This is a genomic window from Achromobacter agilis (genome assembly GCF_900496965.1).
Taxonomy (GTDB): domain Bacteria; phylum Pseudomonadota; class Gammaproteobacteria; order Burkholderiales; family Burkholderiaceae_B; genus Achromobacter; species Achromobacter agilis.
In genome coordinates, this window is the sequence record NZ_UFQB01000004.1 from 13,821 (window position 1) to 39,027 (window position 25,207).

Sequence of the window (25,207 nt, forward strand, 5' to 3'; positions counted from 1 at the left end):
CCGGCGACTGGTTATGAAAGGGCTGCCAGCCGTTGCGCCAGCTGCGCCGCCTGGGTTTTGTTCAATTCCACCAGCGGCGGCCTCACGACGGCCCATTCCGGATCGCCGCGGCGCTGCGCGATCGCGGCCTTCATGGCAGGAATCATGGGATAGGACTGGAAAACCGCGCGGGTTTCGTTCAAGGCGCGCTGCCGGTCGTCGGCGCCGTCTTCGCGCCAACGGCGATAGAGTTCGACGATGGGACCCGCGTTGACATTGCCGGTAGCGGTGATGCAGCCGGCGCCGCCCGCGCGCAGCGTATCCAGCAGCACCGTCTCGGTGCCGGCGAACACATCGAAACCGCGCGGCTGGAAGTCGCGCAGCATTGCGGCCGTGTTGGCCCAGTCGCCCGAACTATCCTTGACGCCCGCGACGATGCCGGGGAATTCGCGGAGCAAGCGTTCAATCAGCGCCAGGCTGATCGGCACGCCGGACACGGGCGGGATGTGATAGAGATAGATGCGCAGGCGTTCGTCTGCCACCTGCTCGATCACATGCGCGAAGGCGCGGAACAGGCCCTCGTCGCTGACGCCCTTGTAGTAGAACGGCGGCAGCATAAGCACGCCGCCGCAACCCGCCTGGACGGCATGCCGCGTGAGTTCCACCGCGTCGGGCAAGGCGCAGGCGCCCGTGCCCGGCATCATGCGCCCGGCGGGCAAGCCCGCCTCCAGCAAGGCGTCCAGCAGCCCGCGCTTCTCGGCCACGGTGAGCGAATTGGCCTCGGAGTTGGTGCCGAAGATCGCGAGGCCCGCGCCCTGCCCGAGCAAGGCGCGGCAATGCTCGACAAAGCGCGGCGCGCTGGGCGACAGGTCCGCGTTGAAGGGAGTCAGCACGGGGGAATAGACGCCCTGCGGGCGGCCGGGAGCAGCGGTGCTCATGCGGTCTCTCCTGTGATCAGCGGCTGACGCGGGTCCACTTGCCGAACCGCTCGACCATGCGCTCGTCGAAGCCGAACCCGAGGCCGGGTTCCTGATGCAGGATCACGCGCCCCTGCTTGTGGCTCAACTGGCGATCGACGAGCTTGCGGAAGTTCAAGACCTGATCGTCCCAGAAGAACTCAACGTAGCGCGCATTCGGGGTCGCTGCCACCAGCGGCGCATGCACGTCGTGGAACCAGTGCGGGCAGACCATGACGCCATAGCTGGCGGCGGTGGCGGCGATGCGCTTCCATTCGGTGATGCCGCCGCAAACGGCCGCGTCGGTCTGGAGGATGCCCGCCGCGCCCTTGTCCAGCAGCTCCTTGTGGTACCAGCGGCCATAGCCGATTTCGGCGGTCGCGATGGGCAGGCGCGTCAGCCGCGCCAGCTTGGCGTGGCTGTCGATGTCGTCGGGGCTGAAGGGCTCTTCGATAAAGTAGGGATCGTACTGTTCGAAGCGGCGGACGTATTGCATGGCCTGGGTCACGTCCTGCCAGCCGTTGTTGCAGTCCATCATCAGTTCGACGTCCGGCCCCACGGCCTCGCGCGCCGCCTTCAGGCGCGCCTCTTCCTCGCGCGGGGACAGGCGGCCCGTCTTCATCTTCACCGCGCGAAAGCCCTTCTCCACGTAGCTGGCCATTTCCTCGCCCAGATGCTGCGGCGTCTTGCCGTCGAGGTAGTAGCCGCCGCTGGCGTAGGCGGGCACGGACTCGAGTTCGACCGCGCCCAGATAACGGTGCAGCGGCAGGCCCGCCGCCTTGGCGTTCAGGTCCCACAGCGCGATGTCCAGCGCGCTCAGTGCCCGCATCACGGTGCCCTGGCGGCCTTGCAGCAAGGCTTCCTGGTACATGGCCTGCCACAGCCCTTCGACAGCGTGCGAATCCTTGCCCAGCAGCACCGGGGCCAGCAGGCTCTCTACCGCGGCTTCGAAGATGGCGCCGCCCGCGCTGCCCACGTAGCAGAAACCGATGCCTTCCACGCCGTCGGTAGAGCGGACTTTCACCAGGCCATAGTGCCGTGTCGACACGGTGCGGTTCGAAAACGAAGTGACTTTGTCCAGGGGTACCGCGGCGGCGCAGACGTCTATGGATTCGATGATGGGCACAACAGGCTCCTTGATGGCGGGAATGTTCCGACTGGCGCCGTCAGCGCGGTTTGCGCTGCCTTGACGCCCTGGACGTATTCTTGCCTCGGCCAAAGAAAACAACAATTATCTTCACCCATAATTAGAATATGGAAAAAACATCTTCTGGGGAGGCAAGGCGCCGTGGATTCGAGATTCCTGCAAACCTATGTGCATGTGGTGGAGCTGGGCTCCATTGCGCAGGCGGCACGCCACCAGGGGCTGACCCCGGCAACCGTGCAGCAGCGGCTGCGCGCGCTGGAGGCCGACATGGGCAGCGCCCTGATCGCGCGCTCCGGACGCACCGTGAAACCTACCCCGGCGGGCACCCGGATCCTCGAGCGCGCCCGCACGATCCTGCGCGATGTGCGCGACCTGCGCTCGGCCGCCTCGGACACCGAGCTACCCGCGGGACCCCTCCGGCTGGGCGCCACGCCCACCGCCCTGACGGGGATCATGCCGCCCGTGCTGCGCACCTGGGTGGCGCGCCATCCGCACATCGAAATCTATATCGAGCCCGCCCCCACCACCCTGCTTTACAGCAAGGTGCTTGCCGGCGAACTGGACGGGGCGCTGCTGGTGCATCCTTTGTTTTCGATCCCCAAGACCTGCGTCTGGCGCGACCTGCGGCAAGAACCGCTGGTGCTGGTGACCCCGGCAGGCATGAAGGTGCGCGATCCGCTCGCCGTCCTCGCGCGGGAGCCCTATATCCGTTATGACCGCAGCGTGGTCGGCGGCAAGATGGCCGAAGATTACCTGAGGGCCCGCAATCTGCGGCCGCACGTGCGGTTCGAGCTCGACGGGATCGATTCCATCGCCCGCCTGGTCGCGGAAGGATTGGGCGTCGCGCTACTGCCCGACTGGGCCACGACGGGCGTGCCATCGGCCAGCGTCAGGCGCTGGCCGCTGCCCGCGCCCTGCCCCGTGCGCACCGTGGGCGCGATCTGGCCGCGCGCCGGGGTGCGTTCGTCCTTGATGCGGGCGTTCGTGGAACTGACCGAGACGCAGCTCGGCCTGGCCTGAGCCGCGGGCGGATCAGGCCAGGCCGGCCGCGTCCTGGCCGTTGCGGGCCACGATCGCGCCGCCGGACACGACCAGGCGGCGAGGCGCCCGCGTCACGACGGCTTCGGCCACGCAACTGGCGTCGACCAGCACCAGGTCGGCTCGCGCGCCGGGCGCCAGGCCGTAATCGGCAAAACCGCAGGCACGGGCCGCAGCCGCGGTCACGCAATCGAACGCCCATTCAACCTCGTCGTCGCGGCGCAGGTCGTTGCGCAGGCCGATCAGCGCGGCGCGCGCCAGCATGTCGGGGCTGCCGTAAGGGGTCCAGGTGTCCCGGATGCCGTCGTTGCCGCCGAAGATCGTTACGCCCGCCTCGCGGCAAGCGCGCACGGCGGGAACCGGACGCGACGGCGGCGCCGTCGTCAGCAGCGCCACGTCGAGCGCGGCAAGCCGCTGCAGCAGCCCGTCCAGCCGCTTGGCGTCCACCCCGCCCAGACAGAAGGCATGGCTGATGACGACCTTGCCGTGCATGCCCAGCGCCTGGGTGCGGTCCAGGATCAGCTCCAGCGTGAATGCGCCCAGCTCGCCCGGTTCGTGCAGATGGATATCCACGGGCTTGCCGTGCTTATCGGCAATGCCGAACAGCACGTCCAGCGACCGGGCGGGATCGCGGTCGATGGCGGACGGGTCCAGCCCGCCCAGCGCGTCGGCGCCACTCGCCAGGGCCTGGTCCAGCAATTCGGCGGTGCCGGGCCGGATCAGCAGGCCGGACTGGGGAAAGGCCACCGTCTGGATCTCGACCAGGCCCGCCAGCTCCTGGCGCGTGGCGTGCACACCCTCAAGGTGGCGCAGGCCGGCGTCGGTATCGATGTCGACGTGGGTGCGGATGCGGGTCGTGCCTTCGCGCAGGAACGCCAGCGCAAGGGCGCGCGCATGGCTGGCGGCATCATGGCCGGTGCTGGCGCGCCATTGGCGTTCGTTGTGGATGCGGTCGGTCAGCGCCGATCCCACGTCGTTTACGTACCAGGGCGAGCCCCAGGTGGTCTTGTCCAGATGGGCGTGGCCTTCGACCAGGCCAGGCAGCAGCAAGGCGCCCTCGCCGTCTTCCACGGCGATGCCGGGGCTGGCGTCGAGCGCACGGCCGATTTGCCGGATGCGCCCGTCGCGTACCAATACGTCCGCGGTCTCGCCTTGGAGGACGCGGACATTCTTCAACAACAGGTCGGTCATGGTGGGTTCCCAGGCTCGGCGCGCGGCTGCCGGCCGGACGCGAGCCTGGCGCAACCGCCGCCGGGGCTCAGATTTTGGGCGGTTCGATCCAGAAAAAACGCTCGCCTTGGCGAACCATGTCGGCCACGCCTTCGGCGCCGATGCGGTAGTCGGTGCCCATGAGCGTGGCGCCGCCGTCTTCATGGATATGGATGATGGCCAGCGGGTCATTTGCCATGGTGTACCAGTAGTACCCCGGCTTGAGATCATGCAGGTCTGTGTTCATGCTTCGAGTATACAAACTTCCCCCGGCCGTATTCAAAAAGACACATTAATCCCGCGGGTGGCCTGACATGATGCGCGCGACGCGGCATACTGCTCGGTGCCAGGCCCAAACCGCGCGCTAACAGCATGCGTCGGCTGGGCAATTGCCGTAATGGCGCATATGCCTTGATCGTGAGAGGAACCGCGAGCGTATGAAGAGGCAATCCCTTCAATTCAGCGAGCCGCTTAAACAGGCCGTCCTGAGCGGCGGCAAAGTACAGAGCCGGCGCATCCTGAAGCCGCAGCCGAGCAAACCGACGACGGTCTGGTATGCCGACGCCTCGGATTCCGGCAGATGGGTAGCCATGGGCCCTTCCCTGGACAATCCATCCGAATTGCGCCGGACCTCCACCTGGGTCCGGTGCCCCTACGGAAAATCGGGCGATAGCATCCTATTGACGGACGAAGCCGGCAATCCCTTCACCTCGGCCGTCATTGTGGGTGTGCGCATCCAGCGCCTGCAAAACCTGTCCGAGGCCGACGCGCGGGCCGAAGGCATATTGGCGCTTTACCAGACATCGTCCCTGCTGCCTGGCGTGCCGCTGCAAACGGCGTTTGCATTGACCTGGTGCGAGCGCTACGGCGCGCACGCCTGGGCCGCCAACCCCTGGGTGTGGGTCGTCGAATTCCGCCGCCAGCAGGCCCCGGAGAGCTGAATTCCGCGGTCGGGTGGCGCGCCCGCGCAACACCGTTACCCGCGCGCGGCCGCTGATAGTGACTACCTGTAACTCCCGCGCCTGGCTTCACTGTATTCCAGCCAATTTCAATCCATTTCAGCCCCGGTTTCGCCATAGCGGGAACATGGTGCTGCAAAGCAGCAAGGGACGGCCGGCATCTTTGGGGGGCGGTTGCGGATTGTCGCGATTAAGGGAGAGCCGCTTACCAATGCCTGACGAAAAAGTCCGAAAATAGCCTCAACGAATACTCAACTTTGCTGCGTCATGCAGTAGGCAGGTGCAACATGAAAAAATGGCTTATCGCAGGTGTGGGTGCCGCGGGTCTGCTGATCTCCAGCGCCGCGCTGGCTCGTGTGGACGTCGGCATTTCCATCGGATTGCCCGGCATCGTGTACCCGGCCCCGGTGTATGTGGCGCCTCAGCCCGTCTATGTGGCGCCGCCTCCCCCGGTCTATTACCGCCCCGCGCCGGTTTATGTCGCACCCCCGGTGGTCTATCCGGCGCCGGTCTATTATCGCGGCGGCGGCCGTTACTACGATCGCGGCTATTACCATGGCCGTGGACGCGGTCATGACCACCATCGCGGCCGCGGACACGATCGCGACTGATCCCCCGCACGCCTGAAAATGCAAAGGCCGCTCGTTGAGCGGCCTTTTTTTCGATTGGCAGTATGCCGGTGCCAACCGGATCGCCATCAGGCCTGAGGGGCCTGGATGGGTTTTGCAGCGGCCAGGACGGCCGGTTGCTGCGGCGCCTGTTTGGCCTTGCCATCGGACCAGCGCGGCGATTCCTGGACGAGATCAATCCAGCGGCGCGGCGCGCTGGACGTCCGCCACCAGCCATTATGCGGACGCATGAGCAAACTCCGGTTCACCGTTGAAACGCACGCCATTGATAACCTGGAACAATTGCTGGCTCTCCTGTTCTGCTTCGTGCAGGCTCGTAAACGGAGCCTGCCCTGGAACGGTCCAGCATTTTTCCGGCGCGGTGCCGCCGATCCTGCGGGTCCATATCTGCACGCGATAGCCCTGATCCTCTTCGCGAGCTACGGAGCATCTCACACGAAAATCTCCAATCATTCTTGAAGTCATGGACAACTCCTTGTTATATAAGTGAATGAAGCGTGTAGAACACAGCGTGTATTGTGCCGTAACTATCCGGCCCTTTTATTGGAATACACAATTGCTCACATCAAAATCAAACACTCGTGCCGCGAGGTTAATCCCTCAAAACGACAGGAATATGTCCACATAATAAAAAAAAACGGAGCCCGCGGGCTCCGTCTTTTTATCCGCCAAATGACGGATGGACGCATTATCCGGCGTCAGGCTTTCAATACCGTCAGGCCGCCCATATAAGGCTGCAGCGCCTCGGGAACCAGCACGCTGCCATCGGCCTGCTGGTGGTTTTCCAGGACGGCGACCAGCGCGCGGCCGACCGCCAGGCCCGAACCATTGAGCGTGTGCACGAATTCCGGCTTGCCCTGGGCGTTGCGGAAACGCGCCTGCATGCGGCGGGCCTGGAAGGTTTCGCAGTTGGACACCGACGAAATCTCGCGCCAGGTATTCTGGGCCGGTAGCCACACTTCCAGGTCGTAGGTCTTGGCCGAACCGAAGCCCATGTCGCCCGTGCACAGCAGCACGACGCGATACGGCAGGCCCAGCAGCTGCAGCACGCGCTCGGCGTGGCCGACCATGTCTTCCAGCGCCTCGTACGACTGGTCCGGATGCGTGATCTGCACCATTTCGACCTTGTCGAACTGATGCTGGCGGATCATGCCGCGCGTGTCGCGGCCGCCGCTGCCGGCCTCGGAGCGGAAGCACGGCGTATGGGCCGTGAGCTTGATCGGCAGGTCCGCCGCGGCCTGGATGGTATCCCGGGCAACGCTGGTCAGGGTGATCTCGGACGTGGAGATCAGGTACTGGTCTTCGCGGACATAGGGCTTGCCTTGATCATCCTGCTTGGGATCGTCGTCGCCGCCGCCCTTGGAGACCGCGAACATGTCGTCCTTGAACTTCGGCAGCTGGCCCGTGCCGTAGAGCGTCGAGGCATTGACGATGTACGGCGTGTAGCACTCCGTGTAGCCGTGCGTGCCGGTCTGCAAGTCAAGCATGAATTGCGACAGCGCGCGATGCAGCCGGGCGATGGGGCCTCGCATGAACGAAAAACGGGCGCCGGAAAGCTTGGCGGCCATGTCGAAATCCAGCCCCAGCGGCTCGCCGACGGCGACGTGGTCGCGGGCCTCGAACGGCAGGGCCGGCGGATTGCCGTCGGCGCCGGCGGGGCCGGGCAGCCAGCGGCGCACTTCGACGTTGTCGTCGGCGGACTCGCCTTGCGGCACGCTGGCGTGCGGCAGGTTGGGCACCGACATCAGCAGATCGTTGAGCGGCTGCTGCAACGCGGACAGTTCTTCTTCCAGCTGCTTCAGGCGCACGGGCACGGCCTGCGATTCCGCCATGACGGCGCTGGCGTCTTCGCCCTTGGCCTTGAGCTGACCGATCTGCTTGGCCAGCGCGTTGCGGCGGGCTTGCAGGGACTCGGTTTCGGTCTGGACGGCCTTGCGCCGGGATTCCAGGTCGTTGAACCGTTCCGTGTCGAAGGACACGCCGCGGGTCTTGAGGCGGTCTACGACGGTTTGCAGGTCTTTGCGCAGCAGTATCGGGTCTAGCATGGTGTAGTCGGTGAGGTTGCGTGAAGCAACGGGCGCGGCCCGTTACCGTTTCCTGGCACGTTCCTGCGCGTCCAGCTCGCGCAGAAATGCCAGCTTTTGCTGGATTTTAGCCTCCAGGCCGCGATCGGTCGGCCGATAGAAGGAGGGATTCAGTCCATCCGGGAAATATTGCTCGGCGGCGGCATAGCCGTGGGGCTCGTCGTGCGCATAGCGATAGGCCTTGCCGTGGCCCAATTGCTTCATCAATTTGGTGGGCGCGTTGCGCAAATGGATGGGCACCGGCGCGCTGCCATGCTCGGCCGCGAACTTGCGCGCCTGGTTGTAGGCGTTGTAGACGGCGTTCGATTTGGCCGCGCAGGCCATGTAGACCACCGCCTGCGCCAGCGCCAGCTCGCCTTCCGGCGAGCCCAGGCGTTCGTAGATATCGGCACCGTTCACGGCCAGGTCCGTGGCGCGGGGGTCGGCCAGGCCGATGTCTTCCACCGCCATGCGCACCAGGCGGCGCGCCAGGTATTTCGGATCCGCGCCGCCGTCGACCATGCGGCAGAACCAGTACAGCGCGGCATCCGGGTTGGAGCCGCGCACCGATTTGTGCAAGGCGCTGATCTGGTCGTAGAACGCGTCGCCGCCCTTGTCGAAGCGGCGCAGGTTCTGCGACAGCGAGATTTCCAGCCAGGCGGCGTCTACCGTGTCGCGGCCCGCCGCCTGCGCGGATTCCGCCACCACTTCCACCGCGCTGATCAGGCGGCGCGCATCGCCATCGGCCCAGGCCGCCAGCTGCTCGCGCGCATCGGCCTCGATGCGGATGATCTCGCCTTCTTCCCGTCCGTCGTTCAAGGCCTGCTCGGCACGGTCGACCAGCAGTTGCAGCTCTTCGGCCGTCAGCGATTGCAGCACGTAGACCCGCGCCCGCGACAACAGCGCCGAGTTGACCTCGAACGAGGGGTTTTCCGTGGTGGCGCCGATGAAGGTGAACAGCCCGCTTTCCACATAGGGCAGGAACGCATCCTGCTGGGCCTTGTTGAAGCGGTGCACCTCGTCGACGAAGAGAATGGTGCGCCGCCCCTGGCCCTGCGCCACCTGGGCCACGGTGACCGCGTCGCGGATGTCCTTGACCCCGCCCAGCACCGCCGAAATGGCGATGAACTGGGCGTCGAAGCCGTCGGCCATCAGGCGGGCCAGCGTGGTTTTGCCCACGCCGGGCGGCCCCCAGAAGATCATGGAATGCGGGCGGCCCGACTCGAACGCGACGCGCAGGGGCTTGTCCGGGCCCAGCAGGTGCGACTGCCCGACCACGTCGGACAGGGTGCGCGGGCGCAGCCGTTCGGCCAGGGGCACATAGGGCCGATGCGCGGGATCGGCCGCGAAGAGATCGTTGCTCATTGGCAGCAGATGGAGGGAGACAGCGAGTAAATCAAGACAGCATTACACCATGCCGCTAGCCCAGCTGCGGCGGCGCGAAGCGGCGGTTGGCCAGCACCGGCAGCACCTTGCGCGCATGGGCCAGGCGTTCGGGGTCGATGTCGGCGAATACCAGCGCGGGCGCCTCGCCCGCCCGCGCGGTAACCACGCCCAGCGGATCCACGACCATGCTGCAGCCGATGTTGCGTTCGCCGCATTCGCCCGTGGCCGCCACGTAGCAGGTGTTCTCCAGCGCGCGGGCCGTGACCAGCACTTCCCAGTGCATTTCCTTGAGCGGACCGCGGACCCAGGCCGCCGGCAGCACCAGCAGATCGGCGCCGTCCAGCGCCAGGCGGCGCGCCAGCTCGGGGAAACGCACGTCGTAGCAGGTCATCAGGCCGACGCGCAGCCCCGCGATGTCCAGCAAGGGCGGGATATCGCCGCCCGGGGTGACGTTGGTGGACTCCTTCATGGTGAAGGCGTCGTACAGGTGCAGCTTGCGGTACTGCGACAGGATCTGGCCGTCGCGCAGGGTGACCAGCGTATTCCAGACCCGCCCTTCTCCGGTGGGAACGTGGACGCACATCATCGTCGACAGCGACGACCCGCGGCTGGCCTCCAGCAGCCGGCTCATGAAGGGGCCATCCAGCGGCTGCGCGGCCTTCAGGACGATCTGCGGATCGGTGATATCCCGGGCCAGGATGCCTTCGGGCAGGACCAGCAGGTCGGCCCCGCCGGCGCGGGCCCGTTCCATCAGGTCGATGCAGACCTGCGCGTTTTCTTCCCAGACGCGGCTGACGGCGAACTGGCCCAGAGCAACTTTCAGCATGATTCTTCCTTTCTGAAGGACAACAGGCACGCAATTTCCTGGTTCTATTGTCGCGCCAACCGCGGAAACGCGCCGACTACGGGAAACTCCTAGCTGCCGTCTGTAAATTTCTTTCAGGATAATTAAAAAAATAGATATCCAGCGTAAATATTTTCCAAGACAAGCGCCCCATGACAAATTCCTCCTTCCCCGCCGCCCCCCTGGACCCCAACGGCAAAGGCCTGGGCGCCTTCCCCGAATCTTGTACGTCCGCGGACGTGGCGGCGCTGCAGTGGAATCTGCTGCGCGAGGACGTGAGTCTCCCCGTGGCCGTGCTGTATGAGTCCCGCGTACGCCACAACCTGCAATGGATGCAGCGCTTCATGGAGGCATACCAGGTCAAGCTGGCGCCGCACGGCAAGACCACCATGAGCCCGGCCCTGTTCAAGCGCCAGATCGACAACGGCGCCTGGGGCATCACGCTGGCCACCGCGCCGCAGGTGCTGGCCGCCTACCGGCACGGCATCCGCAAGGTGCTGATGGCGAACCAGCTGGTGGGCCGCGCCAACATGGCCATCATCGCCCAGCTCTTGCGCGATCCCGCCTTTACCTACTTCTGCATCGTGGATTCGCCGGCCAACGCCGCCCAGTTGGGCGCTTACTTCGGCGAACAGGGCCTGGTCCTGCCCGTGCTGATCGAACTGGGCCCCGCCGGCGGCCGCACGGGCGTGCGCGACGATACGCAGCTGCAGGCCGTGGCCGAGGAAATCGGGCGCTGGCCGGGCCTGGCCCTGGCCGGCATCGAGGTCTACGAAGGCGTGCTGCAGGAAGAAGGCGCCATCCGCGCCTTCCTGCGCCGCGTCACGGACGCCCTGCGCGGCCTGGCCGCCGCCGGCCGCCTGCGCAAGAACGGCCCGGCGCTGATCTCGGGCGCCGGTTCCGCCTGGTTCGACGTGGTCGCGGAGGAGTTCTCGCAGCTCGACATCGGCGCGCCGCTGGAAATCGTGCTGCGCCCGGGCTGCTACCTGTCGCACGACGTGGGCATCTACCGCACGGCGTCCGAACGCATCAATGCGCACAATCCGGTGGCCCGGAAAATGGAGCCCGGCCTGCAGCCCGCCCTCCAGGTCTGGGCCTACGTGCAATCGCTGCCCGAAGCCGGCCGCGCCATCGTCGCGCTGGGCAAGCGCGACGCGGCCTTCGACGCCGGCCTGCCCACGCCCGCGCTGCGCTACCGTCCCGGCGCGCAAGCCCCCGGCGCCGCGCCGGCGCACTGGAAACTGACGGCCATGATGGACCAGCATGCCTTCATGCAGATCGGCGAAGGCGACGACATCCAGGTCGGCGACATGATCGCCTTCGATATTTCCCACCCCTGCCTGACGTTCGACAAGTGGCGCCAGGTGCTTCTGGTGGACGAGCAGTACCGCATCACCGACGTGGCCGGCACGTTCTTCTAACCGCCCCGGCGCCGAGGCGCAATCCCGCTCTACCCGCGACATCCTGTTTTTGACCCTCTGGAGAGAGAATCATGAACTTCCGTACCTCCCGGCGAGGCGGCAGGCTCAATAGCCTGCTGCTGGCCGGCGCAATTGGCTTGACCGCATTGTCGACCCCCGCCCTCTGTGCCGCGCCGATCAAGGGAGGCACGATCTCGGTCGCCACTATCGGCGAGCCGCCGACGCTGGATCCGATGACCAGCACGGCCGACCTGGTGGGCATCCTGACGCAGCATTTCTTCGAAACGCTGTACACCTTCGACGCCAAGTGGAACCTCACGCCGCTGCTGGCCGACAAGCTGCCGGAAATCTCGCCCGACGGGCTGGCCTACACGATCCCGCTGCGCCAGGGCATCACGTTCCACGACGGCTCGAAGATGGATTCGTCGGACGTGCTGGCTTCGCTGAAGCGCTGGACCGAGACCGCGACGCGCGGCAAGATGGCCGCGAAGATCATCACCGGCATGGAAGCGCCGGACGCCAACACGATCCGCATCACGCTCAAGGAGCCCTACGCGCCCCTGACCGCACTGCTGGCGATGAACAACAGCGCCGCCGTCATCATGCCCAAGGGCAAGATCGCTCCGGCCCTGACCGAATTCGTCGGCACCGGCCCCTATCAATTGAAGGCGCGCGTGCCCGACCAGTACATCCAGCTGGTCCGCTTCGACGGCTACAAGCAGCGCGAAGGCGAGCCGGACGGCTACGGCGGCGCGCGCAAGCAATACCTGGACGAAATCCGCTTCGTGCCGGTGAGCAACTCCAACACCCGCGTCGAAAGCGCCGTGGCCGGCCAGTTCGACTACATCGACTCCCTGCCGGTGGAATCCCTGCCCAAGCTCAAGAACGGCCGCTCCGATCCTGTGATGCTCAAGCCTTTCGGCTGGCCGCGGCTGGTGCTCAACACCAAGCAGGGCGTCATGTCCAACCTGGCCGTCCGGCAGGCCGTGCAGCTGGCGCTCAATGAAGAGGACATGCTGTACGCCGCGTTCGGCGACAAGGATTTCTACAAGCTCAACGGCGACCTGTATCCCGAGGGCTATCCCTGGGCCACGTCCCTGGGCGGCAAGGTCTACAACAAGGCCGACGCCGCCGCGGCAAAGAAGCTGGTGGACGGCGCCAACGTCCAGGACCGCAAGATCCGCATCCTGACCAGCCAGCAGTACGAGTTCCACTACAAGATGGCGCTGGTGGCTGCCGAATACCTCAAGGCGGCCGGCTTCACCGTGGACATGCAGGTCGTGGACTGGGCCACCCTGACCCAGCGCCGCCAGGACCCGGCTGTATGGGACATCTTCATTACCCACAGCCCCTTCCTGCCCGAGCCCGCGCTGATCGATTTCCCCTCCAAGGACGCGCCGGGCTGGTGGGACACGCCGCGCCGCAACCAGGTGCTGGGCGCCTTCAACCAGGCCCGCTCCCAGGAAGAACGCGTGAAGCGCTGGGCCGACGTACAGCAGGCCGTGTACGACGAAGTGCCCTTCATCAAGGTCGGCGACTTCAATGCGCAGGCCGCGCGCTCGCCATCGCTCCAGGGCACCAAGGCCGTGCCGTGGCCGTACTTCTGGAACGCCTGGAAATCGGCCAAGTAAACGGCCGGGAGATGGCCCGGGCGCGCCCGGCCATCCCGTCTGCACGGCATCGCCCGCGTCTGCACTCTGATTCTTAGGACACCCATCGTGTTGCGTTATCTCTTAAACCGGCTGGTCGGGCTGGTGGCCGTGATGTTCATCGTCGCGACCATCGTGTTCGTGATCATCCGCGTCACGCCCGGCGATCCCGCCGCCGTGATGCTGGGGCCACAGGCCAGCCAACAGGACATCGCCGCGCTGCGCACCCAGCTGGGGCTGGACCAGCCCCTGGCCGTGCAGTACGTATCGTGGCTGGGCAAGCTCGCCCAGGGCGACCTGGGCCAGTCCATCTTCATGAACAAGCCCGTGTTGTCCGCGCTGGCCGACCGGGCCGAGCCCACCATCCTGTTGACGCTCATGTCGCTGCTGATCGCCAGCGCGATCGCGCTGCCCGTGGGGATACTGTCGGCGGTCAAGCGCGGCACCACGCTGGACCAGTCGGTGCTGTCGTTCTCGATGTTCACCTCCAGCGTCCCGAGCTTCTGGCTGGGGCTGCTGCTGATGCAACTGTTCTCGGTGAAGCTGGGATGGCTGCCGGTGGCCGGCTACGGCGGGCCCGACGCCTCGCTCATGACGCGCCTGTCGCACCTGATCCTGCCCGCCGTGGTGCTGGGCCTGGTGAACTCCGCGCTGATCACCCGCTTCATCCGCGCCAGCATGCTGGACGTGTTGCGCGACGATTACGTGCGCACCGCGCGCGCCAAAGGCCTGACCGAAACCCGGGTGATCCTGAAACACGCCGTTCGCAATGCGCTGATCCCCATCCTGACGGTGCTGGGCCTGACCACCGCCCTCCTGATCAGCGGCGCCGTCGTGACCGAGACCGTGTTCGGCCTGCCCGGCGTGGGCAGCCTGGTGGTGTCGGCGGTGCTGCGCCGCGACTATCCCGTCATCCAGGGCGCGCTGCTGATCATCGCGGCCATCTACGTCCTGATCAACCTTTTCATCGACCTGCTGTATCTGCTGGTCGACCCCCGGGTGCGCTACTAATGTTTGAATCCCACCCCCGACGGCCCCGGTCTGACGCACCGCGAGCGGAGCGACTGAAATGACAAACGCCACTACTGTGAACCCCGGCGCCGACCGCTGGCAGGTGCTGCGCCTGCTGGTGGCGCGCAAAACCGTGCTGATCAGCCTGGTCGTCATCATCGTGCTGGTGGCCGCGGCGCTGCTGGCGCCGTGGATCAGCCCCTACGATCCCTTCAAGCTGTCCATCATGAACCGGCTGAAAGCGCCGGGCGCCGCGCACTGGTTCGGCACCGACGATTTCGGGCGCGACGTATTCAGCCGCGTCATCCATGGCGGCCGTCTGTCGTTGATGGTGGGCTTTTCCGTGGTGATCGTGTCCAGCGTGCTGGGCATCGCGCTGGGTCTGGCCGCGGGCTTCTTCCGTTCGGCGGACAAGTTCGTATCGCGGCTGATCGACGCCATGATGGCCTTCCCCGACATCCTGCTGGCAATCTCGCTGGTGGCCGCGCTGGGCCCCTCGCTAATCAACGTGGTGATCGCGTTGGGCATCGTTTACACGCCGCGCCTGGCGCGCATCGTGCGCGCATCGACGCTGGTGATCCGTGAGCTGCCCTTCGCGGAAGCGGCGCGCGCGCTGGGCGTGCCCACCTGGCGCATCGTGACCGTCCACGTGCTGCGCAACCTGGTATCGCCCATTCTGGTGCAGGGCACGTTCATCTTCGCCTATGCGATCCTGGCCGAGGCCGGGCTGTCGTTCCTCGGGGTGGGCGTGTCGCCCGACATTCCCACCTGGGGCACCATGATCAACGCCGGCCAGCAATACATGGGTTCGGCCGACTGGATCATGGTCTTCCCCGGCATCGCCATCGTGCTGTCCGTGCTGTCGCTGCAACTGGTGGGCGACGGATTGCGCGACGTCCTCGACCCGCGCCTGCGCAAGGAACTGTGATCATGACCGCAAGCACCCGAGACATCGTGCTTTCCGTGGAAGGGCTGAAGACCTGGTTCCACAGCCGCGACGGCGTCGCCAAATCCGTGGACGGCGTGACCTTCGACCTGGCCCGCGGCGAAACGCTGGCCATCGTGGGCGAATCCGGTTCCGGCAAGTCCGTGACCAGCCTGTCCATCATGGGCTTGCTGCCCAAGCCGGCGGGCCGCATCGAAGGCGGCCGGATCCTGTTCCGCGACCGCCAGGACGCGCAGCACGACCTGGCCCAGGCCTCGCCCGCCACGCTGCGCCGCATCCGCGGGGCCGAGATCGCCATGATCTTCCAGGAGCCCATGACCAGCCTGAATCCGCTGTACACGGTGGGCGACCAGATCGCCGAAGCCGTGCTGCAGCATGAAGGCGGATCCTACGCCGCCGCGATCAATCGCGCCCGCGAGATGCTGGAGCGCGTGGAGATCCCGGCCGCCGACCGGCGCATCAATGAATACCCGCACCAGATGTCGGGCGGCATGCGCCAGCGCGTGATGATCGCGCTGGCCCTGGCCTGCAATCCGGCCGTGCTGATCGCCGACGAGCCCACCACCGCGCTGGACGTGACGGTGCAGGCGCAGATCCTGGACCTGCTGCGCCGGCTGCAGGCCGAGATGAACATGAGCATCCTGTTCATCACCCACAACCTGGGCGTGGTGGCCGAAATCGCGCATCGCGTGGCGGTCATGTACGCGGGACGCGTGGTCGAGGACGCGGACGTCTACGACCTGTTCGAAAAACCCACGCATCCCTACACCCGCGGCTTGCTGTCCTGCATCCCCACCGCCAGCCTGCGGGCCTCGGGCGAGCGCCTGCGCGCCATCCCCGGCAACGTGCCCAGCGTGCTGTCGCTGCCGCCCGGCTGCACTTTCGCGCCGCGGTGCCCGCTCGCCGCCAGCGACTGCCTCGCCGCCGTGCCCGAACTCGTGCCGGTGCAAACCGAACACCGCGCGCGCTGTATCAAGGTGAACCCGATATGACGAGTAGCCAAGTCCCCATCCGCGCCGAAGCGCCGCTGGTGCGGATCCAGGACCTGAAGGTCCACTTCCCGACCTCGCAGGCGCGCAACGCGCCCGTGGTGCGGGCGGTGGACGGCGTCAGCTTCGACGTGTCCCGCAACACCATCGTCGGCCTGGTCGGCGAGTCCGGCTCGGGCAAGACCACCACCGGCCGCGCGCTGCTGCGCCTGTTCGCCCCGACCGCCGGCCGCATCCTGTTCGACGGGCAGGACATCACCGCCCTGTCCGAAAAGCAGATGCTGCCATGGCGCCGCCGCATGCAAATCGTGTTCCAGGACCCCTACGCCAGCCTCAACCCCCGCATGACGGTGGCCGAGATCCTGGGCGAGGCGCTGGACACCCACAAGCTGGCGCAGCACCGCCGCGCGGCGCGCATCGGCGAATTGCTGGAGCGCGTGGGCCTGAACGCCGACCACAGCCGCCGCTATCCGCACGAGTTCTCCGGCGGCCAGCGCCAGCGCATCGGCATCGCCCGCGCATTGGCGGTGGAGCCGGATTTCATCGTGGCCGACGAGCCGGTGTCCGCCCTGGACGTATCGGTGCAGGCGCAGGTGCTGAACCTCCTGCAGGACCTGCAGCGCGACCTCGGCCTGACCATGCTGTTCGTGGCCCACGATCTGGCGGTGGTGGACTACCTGTGCGACGAGGTCGTAGTGATGTACCTGGGCCGCGTCATGGAGCGCGGGCCGACCCGCGAGGTATACGCCCGCCCCAGACATCCCTACACCCGGGCGCTGCTATCCGCCGCGCCCGTGCCGGATCCGCGCGCACCGCGTTCGCGTATCCTGCTCAAGGGCGACATCCCCAGCCCCGTCAATCCGCCCTCCGGCTGCGTGTTCCGCACCCGCTGCCCGCACGCGATCGAGGCCTGCGGGACAATCGAAGCGCAGGCCGTCAACGTCGGCCCCGGCCACTATGCGGCCTGTTCCCGCCTCGACGACCCCGAACTGGCCCAGTGACCCAGGAATTGCTATGAACATCATCCGCGACATCGTCTTCCAGATACGCAGTCGGCGGGACGCATTGAGCGTGACCGAACGCAAAGTCGCCGACGCCATCCTGGACGACATCATCTGGAGCGCCAGCGCCACCGTCGACCAGCTCGCCGCCAAGGCGGGCGTCAGCATCGCCACCATCTCGCGCTTCGCCCGCACCGTCGGCTGCGACGACACGCGGGACCTGAAGATGAAGCTGGCGCAGGCCAGCACGGTGGGCAGCCGCTTCCTGGACCCCAGCGCGCCCGCCGAGGAAAGCACGTTCTATGCCCGCATCTACGGCGACATCGAAAGCACGCTGCGCGCCCATCTGCCTGTCTTCACCGAACAGCTGTTCGAGGCCGCCGCCGCCTCGCTGGACGGCGCGCGCATGATCTACGTGTTCGGCATGGGCGGCGCGTCCGCCGTGCTGGCGCAGGAAGTCCAGTCCCGCCTGGTGCGGCTGGGCTATCCCATTGCGGTCTACAGCGACGCCGTGCTGCTGCGCATGGTCGCGGCCACGCTGGACGAGCGCGATGCCGTGCTGGTGCTGTCGGCCTCCGGCCTGACGCCGGAAATCGTGGGCGCGGCCCGCATCGTGAAGCAGTACCACGCGCGCCTCGTCGCCATCACGGACGCGACCTCCGAACTGGCCAGGCTGGCCGACGTGGTGCTGCCCATCCGGACGGACGAAACAGACTTCATCTACAAACCCTCGGCCTCGCGCTACGCGATGATGCTTGCGATCGATTTGCTCTCGACCGAGCTGGCCATGCTGAACCAAGAGGAAAACCGCGAACGCCTGCGCCGCATCAAGCTGGCGCTGGACGAACACCGCGGCGGCCCTAACCGCTTGCCGCTGGGCGATTGAACCTGGAACACGAGATGTACGACACCCTCATTGGCAACGTGCTGGTCCTGGACGGCTCCGGCAATGCCGGATACCGCGCCAGCGTGGCGCTGGCCGGCGGCCGCATCGCCGCCATCGGCGAACTGCCCGGCGCGCCGGCACGCCAGCTCATCGACGGCACCGACCTGGCGCTGGCGCCCGGTTTCATCGACGTGCACACCCACGACGACACGAACGTCATCCGCACGCCGGGCATGCTGCCGAAGCTCTCCCAGGGCGTGACAACGGTCGTGGTGGGCAACTGCGGCATCAGCGCATCGCCCGTGTCCCTGCGTGGCGAACCGCCGGACCCGATGAACCTGCTGGGCAAGCGGGAAGACTTCAGCTATCCCACCTTCGCGGACTACACGCGGGCCATCGAGGCCGCGGGGCCCGCCGTCAACGTGGCTGCGCTGGTAGGCCACACGGCGCTGCGCAGCAACCACATGGACCGCCTGGACCGCCCCGCCACGCACGACGAAATCCTGGCGATGCGCGCGCAGTTGCGCGACGCGCTGGCCCACGGCGCCATCGGCCTGAGCACCGGCCTGGCCTATGCCTCCGCCTTCGAGGCCGACACGGACGAGGTCAAGCTGCTGGCCGAAGCGCTGGACGAATTCGGCGCGCTCTACACCACCCACCTGCGCTCCGAGTTCGCCGCCATCCTGGAAGCCATGCAGGAAGCCTTCGACATCGCGCGGCATGCCCGCGTGCCCGTCGTGGTGTCCCACCTGAAATGCGCCGGCGCGGGCAACTGGGGCCGCACCCGGGAAGTGCTGTCCACGCTGGAAACCGCGGGCCGCCTGCAGCACGTCGGCTGCGACTGCTATCCCTACTCCGCCAGTTCGTCCACGCTGGACCTAAAGCAGGTCACCGACGAATTCGACATCGACATCACCTGGTCGATCCCCCATCCCGAGCAGGCTCGCCGCAAGCTGGCCGCCATCGCCGCCGACTGGGGCGTGAGCCTGCTGGAAGCGGCCGCGCGCCTGCAGCCGGCCGGGGCCGTGTACCACAACATGGACGAGGACGATGTGCGCCGCGTGCTGTCGCACCGGCTCACCATGGTGGGCTCCGACGGCCTGCCCAATGACCCGATGCCGCATCCGCGGCTGTGGGGCGCCTTCCCGCGCGTGCTGGGCCACTACAGCCGCGACGTGGGCCTGTTCCCGCTGGCCGAGGCCGTGCACAAAATGACGGGCCTGTCGGCCGCCCGCTACGGCCTGGCCGAACGCGGCCTGGTGCGCGAGGGTTACCACGCGGACCTGGTGCTGTTCAATCCGGCCACGGTCATCGACCGCGCCACCTTCGCCGCCCCGGTGCAGACGGCAGCGGGCATCGAGGCGGTATGGGTCAACGGTGCGCTGTCGTACCGCCACGGCCAGCCCACCGGCGAACGCGCCGGCCGCTGGCTGCCGCGCAGCGGCGACCTGAGAAAGCACTTTCACACCAACCCCGAGGATTCCCCATGACCACCACTCCCTCCCCCGACAAGAACGGCATTACGCGTTACGGCGTCGCAGGCGGTACCGGCCAGGGCGGTTCGCACATGCCGTTCGCCCGGGCGGTCGCCGCCGACGGCTGGCTGCACGTGTCCGGCCAGGTGCCGATGGAAAACGGAGAAGTCATCGAAGGCGGCATCGTCGCGCAAAGCCACAAGGCCATCCAGCAGGTGCTGGCCATCCTGAAGGAAGCGGGCTACGGGCCCGAACACGTCGTGCGTTGCGGCGTATGGCTGGACGACGCGCGCGACTTCGCGTCGTTCAATAAGGTGTTCAGGGAGTATTTCGGGGAGAATCCCCCGGCCCGCGCCTGCGTGCAGTCGTCGCTGGTGGTCGATGCCAAGGTTGAAGTCGACTGCATCGCGTATAGGGGCCCCCACGCCGCGCCCACTAGCGTGGGCTAGCAGCCCCCCAAGGGGGTTGCCCCGCCTTGGGGCGGCCCGGCGGCGGGGCTACGCGCCCCCACGCCACGCCCACTAACGTGGGCTGACACTGCAAGGTGTCTGACACCCGTACGAGCCGCCGCGGCGGATGGCCATGCCGCTCCCCGGGTGTCTGACACCCAGGGCAAGACACCCTCCTACATCTTCACCACGTCGACGCCCTTGGGCGCGACGAATTCGAATTCCTTGGCGGAAAGCTGCGGATTGGCGGAGATGCCGGACAGGTCCACGCGGGTCGTCTGGCCAAACGAATCCAGCAGCTCCACGCGCACCGGCAGATTGTCTTTCATGCCGATGTCCACCCGCGAGAAACCCGCGTCGGCGGTGCGCGGCTTGGCCCGCAGCCATTCGATGCCGTCCTTGGGCGGCAGGGCCGACACCTCGAACGACTGCTCGAGCGACCCCGAACCGAACAGGATGGCCGCGGGCGAGGTGCCGATCGCGGCATCCACCTTGCGTTCCGTCACCTGGGCCAGATCCGGGTCGAACTGGAATACCTTCCGGCCGTCGGAAATGACCAGCTGTTCATAGGGCTTTTGCACCGCCCACTTGAACTTGCCGGGGCGCTGGAACGAAAACACGCCGGTCTGGGCCGGCTGCGTGCGGCCCTGGTTGTTCACGGTGTATTGCGAAAACGAACCCGTGGCGGCCGTGACCGTGGCGACGAAAGCGCGCAATTGCTCCTGCGCGCTGGCGGCCAGCGCCACGGCGGGCGCCAGGGCCAAGGCCGCGACGGCGGCCAGTCGGCGAAACATCTTCATCAGGCTTCCTCTCGGGCGGCCGCCGCGGGAACCAGAATCTCGCGGTTGCCATTGGACTGCATCGCCGACACCATACCCGATTGCTCCATTTGCTCCAGTAACCGCGCCGCACGGTTGTAACCAATCCGCAGGTGGCGCTGCACCAGCGAAATGGACGCGCGGCGGTGCTTGAGCACCACTTCGCAGGCCTGGTCGTACATCGGATCGGATTCGGCGTCGCCACCGATGCCGGTGACGCTGCTGGCGCCTTCGCCATCGCCGTCCAGGCCGCCTTCCAGCAGGCCTTCGATGTAATTCGGCTCGCCCTGCGACTTCAGGCTTTCCACCACGCGGTGCACTTCGTCGTCGTTCACGAAGGCGCCGTGCACGCGCACCGGCAGGCCGGTGCCCGGCGGCATGTAGAGCATGTCGCCCTGGCCCAGCAGGGTTTCGGCGCCCATCTGGTCAAGAATGGTGCGCGAGTCGATCTTGGACGACACCTGGAACGCGATGCGCGTCGGGATGTTGGCCTTGATCAGGCCGGTGATGACGTCCACGCTGGGGCGCTGCGTGGCCAGGATCAGGTGGATGCCGGCGGCGCGCGCCTTCTGCGCCAGGCGGGCGATCAGTTCTTCGATCTTCTTGCCCACGACCATCATCAGGTCGGCCAGCTCGTCGATGACCACCACGATGGTGGGCAGCGGCGCCAAGGGCTCGGGTTCGTCGGGCGTCAGCGAGAACGGATTCGGGATCGGCTCTTCGCGCTTGATCGCGTCGCGGATCTTGGTGTTGTAGCCCGCCAAGTTGCGAACGCCCATCTTGCTCATCAGGCGATAGCGCTTTTCCATTTCGCCCACGCACCAGTTCAACGCATTGGACGCCTGGCGCATGTCGGTCACGACGGGCGCGAGCAGGTGCGGAATCCCTTCGTAGACGCTCATTTCCAGCATCTTCGGGTCGATCAGGATCAGGCGGGTGTGGGACGCGTCCGCCTTGTACAGCAGCGACAGGATCATGGCGTTGATCCCGACCGACTTGCCCGAGCCGGTCGTGCCGGCCACCAGCAGGTGGGGCATCTTGGCCAAGTCGGCCACCACCGGGTTGCCGGCGATGTCCTTGCCCAGCGCCATCGTCACGACGGAATGGCTGGCGTGATAGGTCTGCGAACCCAGGATCTCGGACAGGCGCACCATCTGGCGGCGCGGGTTCGGCAATTCCAGGCCCATCAGGTTCTTGCCGGGAATGGTTTCCACCACACGGATGCTGACCAGGCTCAGCGCCCGCGCCAGATCCTTGGCCAGATTGACGATCTGGCTGCCCTTCACGCCGGTGGCCGGCTCGATTTCGTAGCGGGTGATGACCGGGCCGGCCTGCGCCGCCACCACCGTGACGGACACGCCGAAGTCGGCCAGCTTCTTTTCGATCAGGCGCGACGTGAATTCGATGGTTTCGGCCGACACCGTTTCCTGGTTGACCTGCGGCGGATCCAGCAGACCGATGGCCGGCAGGTCGCCCTCGGCGCCGCCCGACGGGGCAAAGAACAGCGACTGCTGCTTTTCCTTTTCGACGCGCTCGGACTTGGGCACCACGGTGATGGCGGGTTCGATCCGCACCGGCTGCTCATGGACCAGCTTTTCCTGCTTGGCCACGACCTGTTCGGTGCGCACGGCCTTGGCCACCTCGCCGACCTTGCGGTCTTCGCGGGCGGCGTAGGAATTGCGGACGCGGCGCACCAGGCCCTCCAGCCACGACCCCACGCGCTCGGCGACGGACAGCCACGAGAACGAGAAGAACAGGCTCAGGCCAATGGCCAACATGACCAGGAACGCCAGCGTGCTGCCGGTGAAGCCGATGCTGCGGCCGATCAGGTCGGCCAGGGTCTGACCGATGACGCCGCCCGCGCCGCTGGCGCTTTCCGACGCCCCCGGCAGGTGCGTGCCGCGGCTGGCCAGGCGCAGGGCTTCCATGCCCAGCGAGCCGACCAGCAGCAGGAAAAAGCCGATGCCCTCTTCCCAGTGGACACGGGGCAACACTTCCGGCTGCTTACCATTGGTAACGCGCAAATGGCTGGCCAGGCGGCGATACCCCGCGCGCACCCGGTGCAGCAGCAGGACGACCCACCACCAGGCGGAAAAGCCGAACAGATAGAGGAGAATGTCCGCCAGATAGGCGCCGAGGGTACCGCCACGATTGTGGATGGCCCCGGCGGGGACGGAGTGCGACCAGCCTGGGTCGGACGGGCTCCAGGTGGCGAGCACCAGGGTGAGCCACGCCGCCAGGGCGGCGAAGAGGATCCAGCGGGCTTCGCGAAGCAACGCGGAAAGGCGCGTCTGCAGGGGCGAAGGCCCGTTTCGGGTATTGCGCGAGGCGCGCGGAGAAGCAGTCGAGATACGCGGCATGCGGCTCATTATAATTGGGCGTTAACCTAAAGATACCCGCCCATGTCCACGCCTACGCACGCTAAAGTTTTGATACTCGGTTCCGGCCCCGCCGGTTACACGGCGGCCGTCTATGCGGCACGCGCCAATCTGAGCCCTGTTCTTGTTACAGGTCTGGCCCAAGGCGGCCAGCTCATGACCACCACGGACGTCGACAATTGGCCGGCAGACGCGGACGGCGTCCAGGGCCCGGACCTGATGCAGCGCTTCCAGAAGCATGCCGAGCGCTTCAACACCGAAATGCTCTTCGACCACATCGCCAAGGTCGATCTGTCCAAGCGCCCGTTCACCCTGACGGGCGACACCGGCAAGATCTATACCTGCGACTCCCTGATCATCGCCACGGGCGCCTCGGCCAAGTACCTGGGCCTGCCCTCGGAACAGTCCTTCATGGGCCGCGGCGTGTCGGGCTGCGCGACATGCGACGGCTTCTTCTACCGCAACCAGGACGTCGTCGTGGTCGGCGGCGGCAACACCGCCGTGGAAGAAGCGTTGTACCTGTCCAACATCTGCCGCAAGGTCACCCTGATCCACCGCCGCGACAAGTTCCGCGCGGAACCCATCCTGGTCGACAAGCTCATGAGCAAGGTCGAGAACGGCAACATGGAACTGAAGCTGTTCCACACGCTCGAGGAAGTGCTGGGCGACGACAGCGGTGTTACCGGCGTGCGCGTACGCCACGTGGACACCGGCGCCACCGAAGACATGGCCGCCACCGGCGCGTTCATCGCCATCGGCCATCAGCCCAACACCGAGATCTTCCAGGGCCAGCTCGAAATGAAGGACGGCTACATCGTCACCAAGAGCGGCCTGTCCGGCATGGCCACGATGACCTCCGTCCCTGGCGTGTTCGCCGCCGGCGACGTGCAGGACCACGTCTACCGCCAAGCCATCACCAGCGCCGGCACGGGTTGCATGGCCGCGCTGGACGCACAACGGTGGCTGGAGAATGCGGGGCAGTAAGGTCGGCCTGGCCGACCTGAAACGCCTGAAGAAAGACCTCCAGGAAGAGCGCGAACGCGCCGCCCTCGCCTCGCGTGTGGCGGCGGTCAAGGCCAAGGCCGACGCCACGCCCCAGGACGCGATGGCGGCGTTCAAGCGCACGATGCAGTCGGTCACGCCGCTCAAGCAGTCCGCCCGCGCGGAGCACAAGCCGGCGCCGCAGCCCTCGCCCGCGCTGCGCCGCGCCAACGCGCTGGGCGAAACGCCCGCGCGCGCCGATGCCGGCGTCTCCGACGGCGGGGAAATCACACACCTGCTGTCGGAAGGCGGCACCGCCTTCGTGCGCAGCGACGCAGCCCCCGACACGGCGCGCAACCTGCGCCGCGGTCAGTGGCGGGCCGGCGCCGAACTGGACCTGCACGGGCTGCGCGTGGAACAGGCCCGCCACGCCCTGCTGTCGTTCCTGGACGAATGCCTCGAGCACGGCATCCGCTGCGTGCGCATCGTGCACGGCAAGGGCTACGGCTCCCAGGGGCTGGAGCCCGTCCTAAAGGACAAGGCCCGCACCTGGTTGGTGCAGAAGAGCGACGTGCTGGCGTTTTCCGAAGCGCCCGAACGCGAAGGCGGCGCGGGCGCCCTGCTGGTGCTCCTGCGGCAATTTGAAGGAACCCGCAAATGAAATGGCTCTATCTGGGCGTGGCCATCATCGCCGAGATCTTCGCGACGAGCGCGCTCAAGGGATCCGAAGGCTTCACCCGCCTGATGCCGTCCGTCGTCACGGTGTTCGGCTACCTGATCTCGTTCTATTTCCTGTCGCTGACACTGCGCGAAATCCCGGTCGGTATCGCCTATGCCATCTGGTCCGGCGTAGGCATCGTGCTGATTTCCATCGTGGGCGCGGTGCTATTCAAGCAGCACCTGGACACGCCGGCACTGATCGGCATCGGGCTCATCATCGCTGGCGTGGTGGTGATGAACGTGTTTTCCAAGTCGGTCTCGCATTGATTGCCC

26 protein-coding genes are annotated in these 25,207 nt (G+C 66.6%); 15 read left to right on the forward strand and 11 right to left on the reverse strand.

The features are described 5' to 3' along the window. Window positions 1-11: 11 nt before the first annotated feature. Window positions 12-917 (reverse strand): dihydrodipicolinate synthase family protein, encoded by a 906-nt coding sequence (locus AGI3411_RS05885; protein WP_129526467.1) that lies wholly within the window; start codon window positions 915-917, stop codon window positions 12-14. Window positions 918-933: 16 nt separating this feature from the next. Then, window positions 934-2,061 carry a mandelate racemase/muconate lactonizing enzyme family protein gene (locus AGI3411_RS05890; protein WP_129526468.1) on the reverse strand — a complete coding sequence of 376 codons (1,128 nt, stop codon included), beginning with the start codon at window positions 2,059-2,061 and terminating at the stop codon, window positions 934-936. 162 nt (window positions 2,062-2,223) lie between these two features. On the opposite strand from AGI3411_RS05890, the gene AGI3411_RS05895 reads away from it, so the two are divergent. Further along, window positions 2,224-3,102 (forward strand): LysR family transcriptional regulator, encoded by an 879-nt coding sequence (locus AGI3411_RS05895; protein ID WP_129526469.1) that lies wholly within the window; start codon window positions 2,224-2,226, stop codon window positions 3,100-3,102. Between the two features lie 12 nt (window positions 3,103-3,114). Here AGI3411_RS05895 and AGI3411_RS05900 read toward each other — a convergent pair whose 3' ends face one another. Then, window positions 3,115-4,311, reverse strand: a complete 1,197-nt coding sequence (locus AGI3411_RS05900; RefSeq protein ID WP_129526470.1) for an amidohydrolase family protein — start codon at window positions 4,309-4,311, stop codon at window positions 3,115-3,117. A 67-nt stretch (window positions 4,312-4,378) separates the two neighbouring features. Further along, window positions 4,379-4,576, reverse strand: coding sequence for a hypothetical protein (locus tag AGI3411_RS05905; RefSeq protein ID WP_165359079.1), 198 nt, complete (start codon window positions 4,574-4,576; stop codon window positions 4,379-4,381). A 190-nt stretch (window positions 4,577-4,766) separates the two neighbouring features. Between AGI3411_RS05905 and AGI3411_RS05910 the strand changes: the two genes are divergently transcribed. Next, window positions 4,767-5,270 (forward strand): ASCH domain-containing protein, encoded by a 504-nt coding sequence (locus AGI3411_RS05910; protein WP_129526471.1) that lies wholly within the window; start codon window positions 4,767-4,769, stop codon window positions 5,268-5,270. A gap of 305 nt (window positions 5,271-5,575) precedes the next feature. Further along, window positions 5,576-5,899 (forward strand): virulence factor, encoded by a 324-nt coding sequence (locus AGI3411_RS05915; protein ID WP_129526472.1) that lies wholly within the window; start codon window positions 5,576-5,578, stop codon window positions 5,897-5,899. A gap of 86 nt (window positions 5,900-5,985) precedes the next feature. On the opposite strand, the gene AGI3411_RS30060 is transcribed toward AGI3411_RS05915, so the two are convergent. The 5 genes from AGI3411_RS30060 to AGI3411_RS05935 all read right to left on the reverse strand — a co-directional run bounded on the left by AGI3411_RS30060 (window position 5,986) and on the right by AGI3411_RS05935 (window position 10,192). Next, window positions 5,986-6,147, reverse strand: a complete 162-nt coding sequence (locus AGI3411_RS30060) for a hypothetical protein (RefSeq protein WP_165359080.1) — start codon at window positions 6,145-6,147, stop codon at window positions 5,986-5,988. After that, a complete protein-coding gene (locus AGI3411_RS05920; RefSeq protein WP_129526473.1) occupies window positions 6,134-6,382 on the reverse strand; it encodes a hypothetical protein in 249 nt (82 codons plus the stop codon). Before AGI3411_RS05920 ends, AGI3411_RS30060 begins: the two co-directional genes overlap by 14 nt. A 233-nt stretch (window positions 6,383-6,615) precedes the next feature. Beyond that, window positions 6,616-7,962 carry a serine--tRNA ligase gene (serS, locus tag AGI3411_RS05925; RefSeq protein WP_129526474.1) on the reverse strand — a complete coding sequence of 449 codons (1,347 nt, stop codon included), beginning with the start codon at window positions 7,960-7,962 and terminating at the stop codon, window positions 6,616-6,618. A gap of 42 nt (window positions 7,963-8,004) precedes the next feature. Continuing rightward, the gene (locus AGI3411_RS05930; protein WP_129526475.1) at window positions 8,005-9,345 is read right to left on the reverse strand and encodes a replication-associated recombination protein A; all 1,341 of its coding nucleotides are present in this window, start codon (window positions 9,343-9,345) and stop codon (window positions 8,005-8,007) included. Between the two features lie 55 nt (window positions 9,346-9,400). Then, a complete protein-coding gene (locus tag AGI3411_RS05935; RefSeq protein ID WP_129526476.1) occupies window positions 9,401-10,192 on the reverse strand; it encodes a deaminated glutathione amidase in 792 nt (263 codons plus the stop codon). 170 nt (window positions 10,193-10,362) lie between these two features. On the opposite strand from AGI3411_RS05935, the gene AGI3411_RS05940 reads away from it, so the two are divergent. From AGI3411_RS05940 to AGI3411_RS05980, 9 genes are all read left to right on the forward strand, one after another. After that, a complete protein-coding gene (locus AGI3411_RS05940; RefSeq protein WP_129526477.1) occupies window positions 10,363-11,631 on the forward strand; it encodes an amino acid deaminase in 1,269 nt (422 codons plus the stop codon). A gap of 71 nt (window positions 11,632-11,702) precedes the next feature. Continuing rightward, window positions 11,703-13,262, forward strand: coding sequence for an ABC transporter substrate-binding protein (locus AGI3411_RS05945; RefSeq protein ID WP_129526478.1), 1,560 nt, complete (start codon window positions 11,703-11,705; stop codon window positions 13,260-13,262). Window positions 13,263-13,349: 87 nt separating this feature from the next. Next, window positions 13,350-14,291: an ABC transporter permease gene (locus AGI3411_RS05950; protein WP_129526479.1), complete on the forward strand. Its 942-nt coding sequence runs from the start codon at window positions 13,350-13,352 to the stop codon at window positions 14,289-14,291. 58 nt (window positions 14,292-14,349) lie between these two features. Next, entirely contained in the window at window positions 14,350-15,219 is an 870-nt protein-coding gene (locus tag AGI3411_RS05955) for an ABC transporter permease (RefSeq protein ID WP_129526480.1), read from the forward strand. A 2-nt stretch (window positions 15,220-15,221) separates the two neighbouring features. After that, window positions 15,222-16,229: an ABC transporter ATP-binding protein gene (locus AGI3411_RS05960; RefSeq protein WP_129526481.1), complete on the forward strand. Its 1,008-nt coding sequence runs from the start codon at window positions 15,222-15,224 to the stop codon at window positions 16,227-16,229. Then, window positions 16,226-17,227, forward strand: a complete 1,002-nt coding sequence (locus AGI3411_RS05965; protein WP_129526482.1) for an ABC transporter ATP-binding protein — start codon at window positions 16,226-16,228, stop codon at window positions 17,225-17,227. The genes AGI3411_RS05960 and AGI3411_RS05965 overlap by 4 nt, the downstream gene beginning before the upstream one ends. Window positions 17,228-17,240: 13 nt before the next feature. Further along, the gene (locus AGI3411_RS05970) at window positions 17,241-18,113 is read left to right on the forward strand and encodes a MurR/RpiR family transcriptional regulator (protein ID WP_129526483.1); all 873 of its coding nucleotides are present in this window, start codon (window positions 17,241-17,243) and stop codon (window positions 18,111-18,113) included. Between the two features lie 14 nt (window positions 18,114-18,127). Then, a complete protein-coding gene (locus tag AGI3411_RS05975; RefSeq protein WP_129526484.1) occupies window positions 18,128-19,603 on the forward strand; it encodes an N-acyl-D-amino-acid deacylase family protein in 1,476 nt (491 codons plus the stop codon). Continuing rightward, window positions 19,600-20,037, forward strand: a complete 438-nt coding sequence (locus AGI3411_RS05980; protein ID WP_129526485.1) for a RidA family protein — start codon at window positions 19,600-19,602, stop codon at window positions 20,035-20,037. Before AGI3411_RS05975 ends, AGI3411_RS05980 begins: the two co-directional genes overlap by 4 nt. A gap of 176 nt (window positions 20,038-20,213) precedes the next feature. On the opposite strand, the gene lolA is transcribed toward AGI3411_RS05980, so the two are convergent. Further along, window positions 20,214-20,837, reverse strand: coding sequence for an outer membrane lipoprotein chaperone LolA (gene lolA / locus AGI3411_RS05985; RefSeq protein WP_129526486.1), 624 nt, complete (start codon window positions 20,835-20,837; stop codon window positions 20,214-20,216). Then, complete coding sequence (locus AGI3411_RS05990; protein ID WP_129526487.1) at window positions 20,837-23,215, reverse strand: DNA translocase FtsK; 2,379 nt, start codon at window positions 23,213-23,215, stop codon at window positions 20,837-20,839. Before AGI3411_RS05990 ends, lolA begins: the two co-directional genes overlap by 1 nt. Window positions 23,216-23,257: 42 nt before the next feature. Here AGI3411_RS05990 and trxB point away from each other — a divergent pair, with 42 nt between their 5' ends. The 3 genes from trxB to AGI3411_RS06005 are packed head-to-tail and all read left to right on the forward strand — an operon-like array spanning window position 23,258 to window position 25,201. Further along, a complete protein-coding gene (trxB, locus tag AGI3411_RS05995) occupies window positions 23,258-24,217 on the forward strand; it encodes a thioredoxin-disulfide reductase (RefSeq protein WP_129526488.1) in 960 nt (319 codons plus the stop codon). After that, entirely contained in the window at window positions 24,204-24,875 is a 672-nt protein-coding gene (locus AGI3411_RS06000; protein WP_129526489.1) for a Smr/MutS family protein, read from the forward strand. Before trxB ends, AGI3411_RS06000 begins: the two co-directional genes overlap by 14 nt. Further along, on the forward strand, window positions 24,872-25,201 hold the full coding sequence (locus tag AGI3411_RS06005; protein ID WP_129526490.1) for a DMT family transporter: 330 nt from the start codon (window positions 24,872-24,874) through the stop codon (window positions 25,199-25,201). The genes AGI3411_RS06000 and AGI3411_RS06005 overlap by 4 nt, the downstream gene beginning before the upstream one ends. The last annotated feature ends 6 nt before the right edge of the window (window positions 25,202-25,207 follow it).

Excerpts from the sequence above, each read along its gene's own strand:
- AGI3411_RS05885 (WP_129526467.1), bottom strand. The coding sequence starts at position 917 with ATGAGCACCGCTGCTCCCGGCCGCCCGCAGGGCGTCTATTCCCCCGTG.
- AGI3411_RS05900 (WP_129526470.1), bottom strand. The coding sequence starts at position 4,311 with ATGACCGACCTGTTGTTGAAGAATGTCCGCGTCCTCCAAGGCGAGACC.
- AGI3411_RS05905 (WP_165359079.1), bottom strand. The coding sequence starts at position 4,576 with ATGAACACAGACCTGCATGATCTCAAGCCGGGGTACTACTGGTACACC.
- AGI3411_RS05910 (WP_129526471.1), top strand. The coding sequence starts at position 4,767 with ATGAAGAGGCAATCCCTTCAATTCAGCGAGCCGCTTAAACAGGCCGTC.
- AGI3411_RS05915 (WP_129526472.1), top strand. The coding sequence starts at position 5,576 with ATGAAAAAATGGCTTATCGCAGGTGTGGGTGCCGCGGGTCTGCTGATC.
- AGI3411_RS30060 (WP_165359080.1), bottom strand. The coding sequence starts at position 6,147 with ATGCGTCCGCATAATGGCTGGTGGCGGACGTCCAGCGCGCCGCGCCGC.
- AGI3411_RS05920 (WP_129526473.1), bottom strand. The coding sequence starts at position 6,382 with ATGACTTCAAGAATGATTGGAGATTTTCGTGTGAGATGCTCCGTAGCT.
- serS (WP_129526474.1), bottom strand. The coding sequence starts at position 7,962 with ATGCTAGACCCGATACTGCTGCGCAAAGACCTGCAAACCGTCGTAGAC.
- AGI3411_RS05930 (WP_129526475.1), bottom strand. The coding sequence starts at position 9,345 with ATGAGCAACGATCTCTTCGCGGCCGATCCCGCGCATCGGCCCTATGTG.
- AGI3411_RS05935 (WP_129526476.1), bottom strand. The coding sequence starts at position 10,192 with ATGCTGAAAGTTGCTCTGGGCCAGTTCGCCGTCAGCCGCGTCTGGGAA.
- AGI3411_RS05940 (WP_129526477.1), top strand. The coding sequence starts at position 10,363 with ATGACAAATTCCTCCTTCCCCGCCGCCCCCCTGGACCCCAACGGCAAA.
- AGI3411_RS05945 (WP_129526478.1), top strand. The coding sequence starts at position 11,703 with ATGAACTTCCGTACCTCCCGGCGAGGCGGCAGGCTCAATAGCCTGCTG.
- AGI3411_RS05955 (WP_129526480.1), top strand. The coding sequence starts at position 14,350 with ATGACAAACGCCACTACTGTGAACCCCGGCGCCGACCGCTGGCAGGTG.
- AGI3411_RS05960 (WP_129526481.1), top strand. The coding sequence starts at position 15,222 with ATGACCGCAAGCACCCGAGACATCGTGCTTTCCGTGGAAGGGCTGAAG.
- AGI3411_RS05965 (WP_129526482.1), top strand. The coding sequence starts at position 16,226 with ATGACGAGTAGCCAAGTCCCCATCCGCGCCGAAGCGCCGCTGGTGCGG.
- AGI3411_RS05970 (WP_129526483.1), top strand. The coding sequence starts at position 17,241 with ATGAACATCATCCGCGACATCGTCTTCCAGATACGCAGTCGGCGGGAC.
- AGI3411_RS05975 (WP_129526484.1), top strand. The coding sequence starts at position 18,128 with ATGTACGACACCCTCATTGGCAACGTGCTGGTCCTGGACGGCTCCGGC.
- AGI3411_RS05980 (WP_129526485.1), top strand. The coding sequence starts at position 19,600 with ATGACCACCACTCCCTCCCCCGACAAGAACGGCATTACGCGTTACGGC.
- lolA (WP_129526486.1), bottom strand. The coding sequence starts at position 20,837 with ATGAAGATGTTTCGCCGACTGGCCGCCGTCGCGGCCTTGGCCCTGGCG.
- AGI3411_RS05990 (WP_129526487.1), bottom strand. The coding sequence starts at position 23,215 with ATGCCGCGTATCTCGACTGCTTCTCCGCGCGCCTCGCGCAATACCCGA.
- trxB (WP_129526488.1), top strand. The coding sequence starts at position 23,258 with ATGTCCACGCCTACGCACGCTAAAGTTTTGATACTCGGTTCCGGCCCC.
- AGI3411_RS06000 (WP_129526489.1), top strand. The coding sequence starts at position 24,204 with ATGCGGGGCAGTAAGGTCGGCCTGGCCGACCTGAAACGCCTGAAGAAA.
- AGI3411_RS06005 (WP_129526490.1), top strand. The coding sequence starts at position 24,872 with ATGAAATGGCTCTATCTGGGCGTGGCCATCATCGCCGAGATCTTCGCG.